The following is a 5,651-nucleotide window of genomic DNA, read 5'->3' on the forward strand; positions in this document are numbered from 1 at the left end:
GGGATGTCGTAGTCGAACTCGCACCAGGTGAAGGCGCCGGGGGCGTAAAGGAACTTCAGGCGCGGATCCGAGCGCAGCCCGCGCACGATGAGCACCTGGCGGAAGAGCTCGCGCGCCTGCTGCCAGAAGCAGGCATTCCAGATCGGCAGCTGGTCGTCGTTCTCGTACCCGGTTCCGACCACGGCAACGCCGCAGAGTGTCTTCACCCACTGCGGTGCCCAGTCGTCGCCGCTCACCCAGAGGCGGAGCCAGATCGGGTCGCTACCGGCGAGCTGCGTGTTCCAGGACGGGAAGGTCATGCCGTAGACCGCATCGCTCGTCGTCTGCGAGAACGACCCTTGTGTCGGCTGCAGCTGCCGCCAGGTGAAGTCGGCGACCCGGACGTTCACGTTGAAGCCCGCCGCCGCCTCTTCGGAGAAGAAGCCCGAGTTGGGCGTCGGTGTCACCCACACCGGCAGGCTCCAGTCGTCGCCGGCGACGTCGGTGACAGTGCTTTCCGGAACCGCCCCGGCCTGCGCTTCGAAAAGAAGCAAAAGCGCACACAATGGAAAAAAGACGACGGGTCGGGTGCGAGGCACTCGGGCATCCTACGACCGCCCTAGCGCCGACGATGTGGCCGACTTCACCGTGCCGCTGCAGCCGTACAATGCCTGCATGCGTGCCACTCGGTTTCACAGCAAGGGCGGTCCCGAGGTCTTGCAGCTCGATGAGATTCCGACTCCCGTTCCGGATGCGGGAGAAGTTCGCATCGCGTTGCGCTTCGCCGGGGTGAACTTCATCGACACCTACTTCCGAAGCGGGCTCTACGATGCGGGGCCGTTGCCGGCGCGCGTCGGCAAGGAGGGCTCGGGGGTGGTGACCGCCGTCGGCGATGGAGTCGAGTCGCCCCGGGTCGGCGACCGGGTCGCCTTCTGGGATGCCACCGGAAGCTACGCCGACGAGGTCCTGCTGCCGGCGGCGCGGGCGCTGGCGCTGCCCGAGGCGCTTTCGTTCGAGCTCGGGGCGGCGCTGCCGCTGCAGGGGATGACGGCGCACTATCTGGTGCACGGCATTCGGCCGGTGGTTTCCGGCGATACGGTGCTGGTTCACGCTGCAGCGGGCGGTGTGGGGCTCCTCGCTTGCCAGCTCGCCAAGCGCGCCGGGGCGCGCATCTTCGGCACCTGCTCGACGCCGGAGAAGGCTGCGCTCGCGCGCGCTGCCGGGTGCGACGAAGTGATCCTCTACACCGAGACGAGCTTCGCCGACGCGGTGCTCGCGGGAACCTCGGGCAAGGGTGTGGACCTGACGATCGACGGCGTCGGGCAAACGACCTTTCTCGACAGTGTGCGGGCGACGCGCGTGCGAGGGACCGTGATCGTCTTCGGCCAGTCGAGCGGGATGATTGCGCCGTTCTCGCCCCGCCCGGTCCTCGGCAGCCGGACGCTCGTTTCGGCCTCACTCTTCGACTACGCCCGCACCCCCGAGGAGCTCGCCCTGCGCAGCCGCTTCGTCTTCGATCTCGCCGCCACTGGCTCCCTCGACGTCCGCATCGACAGCACCTTCCCCTTAGCCTCCGCCGCCGACGCTCACCGCCGCCTCGAGAGCCGGGCGACTACGGGGAAGCTGCTGATCGAGATCGGCTGAGACCGAACCGAGGCCGCTTCGACTCCGGCTGGCGCGGGCTGTTCCACTCGGACGCCTCCGCTGTCTCACCCCCAAGATGCACTTACAGGAGGTTTGACGATGGATCCAATCCGGCAGCGATGCCGCGCCGTCTCGCTCTTCACCCCGCTCGCGCTCGCGGGAGTAATGGCCGCGATGGCCGCAGAAGGCCCGTCCGGCCCGCTGAGCCTCGACGCCCGTGTGCGCTGCCAGGAGACCATCGAGCAGGTTTACTGGAAGCACCGCTCCCCCAATCCCGAGACCTCGTTCGCGCAAGCCGTGCCGCAAGACCTGCTACGGCATCGAGCCCAGGATGTCGTCCTGAAGTCCGCCGCGCTGCGCGAGCTCTGGCAGGTGACGGTTTCGCCGCGGCAGGTGCAGGCGGAGCTCGATCGCATGGCCGCCCACTCGCAGTCGCCGGCGCGCCTGCGCGAGCTCTTCGCCGCGCTCGAAGACGATCCGACTCTCGCCGCCGAATGCCTCGCCCGGCCAGCGCTGGTCGATCGGCTCCTGCGCGCCGAGTATGCCCGTGACGCGCAGCTGCTGGGATCGAGTACGACCGGACAGGCGAAGCGCCCGTTTGAGACCTGGTGGGCCGAGGCTCGCTGGCAGCTGGCGCCGGACCCGGGTGCAGCGGACTTCGCCTACCGGCTCCCGATCATCGCCGACACCGCCGGCACCGCCTGCACGGACGACAGCTGGACGCCGACGCTGCAGCTTCTCGACCCGCGCTACTGGCACACGGCGGTGTGGACCGGCAGCGAGATGATCGTCTTCGGCGGCATGAGCAACGTGGGAACTACCTATGGCGACGGCAGCCGCTACGATCCGGCCACCGACACCTGGCAACTCCTGCCGACCTCGGGTGCTCCCGCAGCGAGGCAATCGCACGTCGCGGTCTGGACCGGCACGGAGATGGTGGTCTGGGGCGGCCGGGCCGACGCCACAGGCGGGCGCTACAACCCGGCGACGAACAGCTGGTCGCCGACGGCGCTCGCCGGCGCTCCGCAGCCGCGCGTCAATGCCAGCGTCGTCTGGACCGGAACCGAGATGATCCTCTGGGGCGGCGAGGGCGATGCGGGCCTCCTGAACAGCGGCGGCCGCTACGATCCGGCGACGAACAGCTGGACCTCCACGGCCACCGCACCGCTCACCCCGCGGGCCTATCACTCGGCTGTCTGGACGGGCACCGAGATGATCCTCTGGAACGGCTACAACGTCCACCTGGGCGAGCTCTACGGCGACGGTGCGCGCTACAACCCGGCGACCGACTCGTGGGCGCCGGTCGCCGGCGCCGGCGCCCCCAACGCGCGGACCTACCACACGGCGGTCTGGACGGGGACCGAGATGATCGTCTGGGGTGGCGCGAACCCACCGGCCTACGACGGCAGCGGCGGCCGCTACAACCCGGCGACGAACTCCTGGGCACCCACCAGCCCCGTCGAAGCCCCGTCGTACCGGGTATTCCACGCCGCGGTGTGGACCGGCAGCGAGATGATCGTCCAGGGCGGCAGCTTCGGTGTCGTCGCGGGCGGCCGCTACGATCCGGCGACCGATACCTGGACGCCCACCCAACCGGTGAACTCGGCCAACAACGGCCAGGGCATCACTGCGGTCTGGACGGGCACGGAGATGATCGTCTGGGGCGGCCTCGACGACGACGGGCTTTTTCACTTCGACGGCGGCCGCTACAACCCGGAGCTCGACCTCTGGCACCCGACCGGCACCATGAACGTCCCCGCCGCGCGCGGCCTGCATGCCGCGGCCTGGACCGGCAGCGAGATGATCATCTGGGGCGGCAGCGGCTGGGGAGGGAGCCTTGCCCCCGGTGCGAGCTACGATCCGGCGACCGACAGCTGGCGAGCCATCAGCACGGTTGGCGCTCACATCGGATCCGAGAAAGCCTTGTGGACCGGTTCCGAAGCCCTCTTCTGGGGTGGCGCTCCGGGCGGTGGACGCTACAACCCGACGACCGACAGCTGGGGCCTCATCAGCGAGACGAATGCCCCGGCGAGCGGCATCGGATACTCCCTCGTCTGGACCGGCAGCGAAATGATCGTCTTCGGCGGCATCGGCACCGACACCGTCGCCAAGCGCTACCGGCCGGCGACCGACAGCTGGAGTGATGCCACCACTGTCGACGCCCCCGGCGCTCGCGACCACCACGCAGCGGTGTGGACCGGCACGGAGATGATCATCTGGGGCGGTTTCATCAACGACGGGATCACTCCTACCGGCGGACGGTACAACCCGGTGACGGACACCTGGACCCCGACGAATGTCGCCGATTCCCCGATCACCCGAATGTCGCCGGTCGGGGTCTGGACGGGCAGCGAGATGCTCGTCTGGGGCGGCAACGAGTGGCTCTTCCTGGGCGACCTGGGAGATGGTGCGCGCTACAACCCGGCGACCGACAGCTGGACTCCCATGAACCTCCTGGGCGCACCAACGCCCCGCATTACTCAGGGCGTCTGGACCGGCAGCGAGCTTCTGCTCTGGGGCGGCACCTTCGATCGCACAGGAGGGCGCTACGACCCCGCGACCGACGCCTGGCAACCGACGACGCTCGCAGGTGTGCCCGATTCCCGTATCGGCGGACGCTGGTCGACGGTCTGGACCGGTACGGAGATGATCATCTGGGGCGGCATCATCGAGACCCAGAGGGGCGCACGCTACTGCGCCGCTTCGCTGACCGGCATCTTCATCGATGGCTTCGCGAGCGGCAACACCTCGGCCTGGTCGGCCGTGCTGCCCTGACCGCGGCGCCGGCCGCTCTCCCGGCGAGGGTCGCGCTCGCATCGCCCCGGCGCACGGCCGGCGGACCGAATATGCTCGGCTGGGCGAGCAGCGAAACTTTCCGCTTGCCGGTCCGAAGTACCGGGTAGACCGCCACCGCTTTGCCCTCCAGGAGCGAACCGACCATGCGCCGAGCCGCACCGACTCTTTTCGCCCTCGCACTCTTCCTCGCTGGCGCCGCACCCCACGCGGCCAGCGCAGCCAGCGCGGCCGCTCCGCTCCTGCTGCGGACGTCGACCGTCTCCGCGACGGCGGTGGTCTTCGCCTACGCCGACGACCTGTGGATCGTCGGGCGCGAGGGGGGCGCGGCGCGGCGGCTGACGACCGGGGTCGGCATCGAGTCGCATCCGCTCTTCTCGCCCGATGGCCGGACGGTCGCCTTCACCGGCGAGTACGACGGCAACACCGACATCTACATCGTCCCGGCGGTGGGCGGCGAGCCGCGCCGTCTGACCTGGCATCCGGGGGACGATCAGCTCCTCGCCTGGTCGGCCGACGGCGCGCAGGTGCTCTTTCTCTCCGCGCGCGCGAGCGGCACGGACGACGCCCATCTCTTCTCCGTCCCCGCCGCCGGCGGGTGGCCGGAGCGACTGCCGCTGCCTTCGGTCTGGATGGCCTCGCCTTCGCCCGATGGCAAGCGCCTCGCTTACGTGCCGCACGGGCAGTGGCAGAGCGCCTGGAAGCGCTACCGTGGCGGCCAGACGACGCCGATCTGGCTGGTCGACCTCGCGACACTCGCGGTGGAGAAGATCCCGCGCGCCAACTCGAACGACGCCTGGCCGATGTGGGCGGGCGGCGCGATCTACTTCCTCTCCGACCGCGACGGGTCGGTGGCGCTCTATCGCTACGACACGGCCGACCGCAAGGTGACGCGCGCATTCGCCAACGACGGGCTCGACTTGAAGTCGGCCTCCGCCGGACCGGGCGCGATCGCGGTCGAGCGCTTCGGCGAGATCGGGCTTTACGACATCGCGCAGGGCAAAGTGAAGTGGCTCGACATCCAGGTCGAGGGCGACCTGCCCGGCGTGCGGCCGCGCTGGGCCGACGTCGCGAAGAAGATCACCGCCGCCGGCATCTCTCCCGGCGGCAAGCGCGCCGTCTTCGCCGCCCGTGGCGACATCTTCACCGTGCCAGCCGAGAAGGGCGACATCCGCAACCTGACCCACTCCTCGTCGGCTGCCGACCGCGATCCGTCCTGGTCCCCGGACGGCAAG

The 5,651-nt window shown here is 69.7% G+C and carries 4 protein-coding genes; 3 read left to right on the forward strand and 1 reads right to left on the reverse strand.

The genetic code is table 11. The features are described from left to right. A partial coding sequence (locus tag KBI44_21220; protein ID MBP9147006.1) for a hypothetical protein occupies window positions 1–578 on the reverse strand: 578 nt, incomplete at its 3' end. Window positions 579–654: 76 nt separating this feature from the next. On the opposite strand from KBI44_21220, the gene KBI44_21225 reads away from it, so the two are divergent. The 3 genes from KBI44_21225 to KBI44_21235 all read left to right on the forward strand — a co-directional run. Continuing rightward, the gene (locus tag KBI44_21225) at window positions 655–1,623 is read left to right on the forward strand and encodes a quinone oxidoreductase (GenBank protein MBP9147007.1); all 969 of its coding nucleotides are present in this window, start codon (window positions 655–657) and stop codon (window positions 1,621–1,623) included. A gap of 99 nt (window positions 1,624–1,722) precedes the next feature. Beyond that, on the forward strand, window positions 1,723–4,398 hold the full coding sequence (locus KBI44_21230; protein ID MBP9147008.1) for a hypothetical protein: 2,676 nt from the start codon (window positions 1,723–1,725) through the stop codon (window positions 4,396–4,398). A 164-nt stretch (window positions 4,399–4,562) separates the two neighbouring features. Next, on the forward strand, window positions 4,563–5,651 hold a 1,089-nt coding region (locus tag KBI44_21235), incomplete at its 3' end, for a PD40 domain-containing protein (protein ID MBP9147009.1).

Source organism: Thermoanaerobaculia bacterium (assembly GCA_018057705.1).
GTDB lineage: Bacteria > Acidobacteriota > Thermoanaerobaculia > Multivoradales > JAGPDF01 > JAGPDF01.

Coding starts and splice junctions, on each gene's coding strand:
- KBI44_21225 (MBP9147007.1), top strand. CDS start 655: ATGCGTGCCACTCGGTTTCACAGCAAGGGCGGTCCCGAGGTCTTGCAG.
- KBI44_21230 (MBP9147008.1), top strand. CDS start 1,723: ATGGATCCAATCCGGCAGCGATGCCGCGCCGTCTCGCTCTTCACCCCG.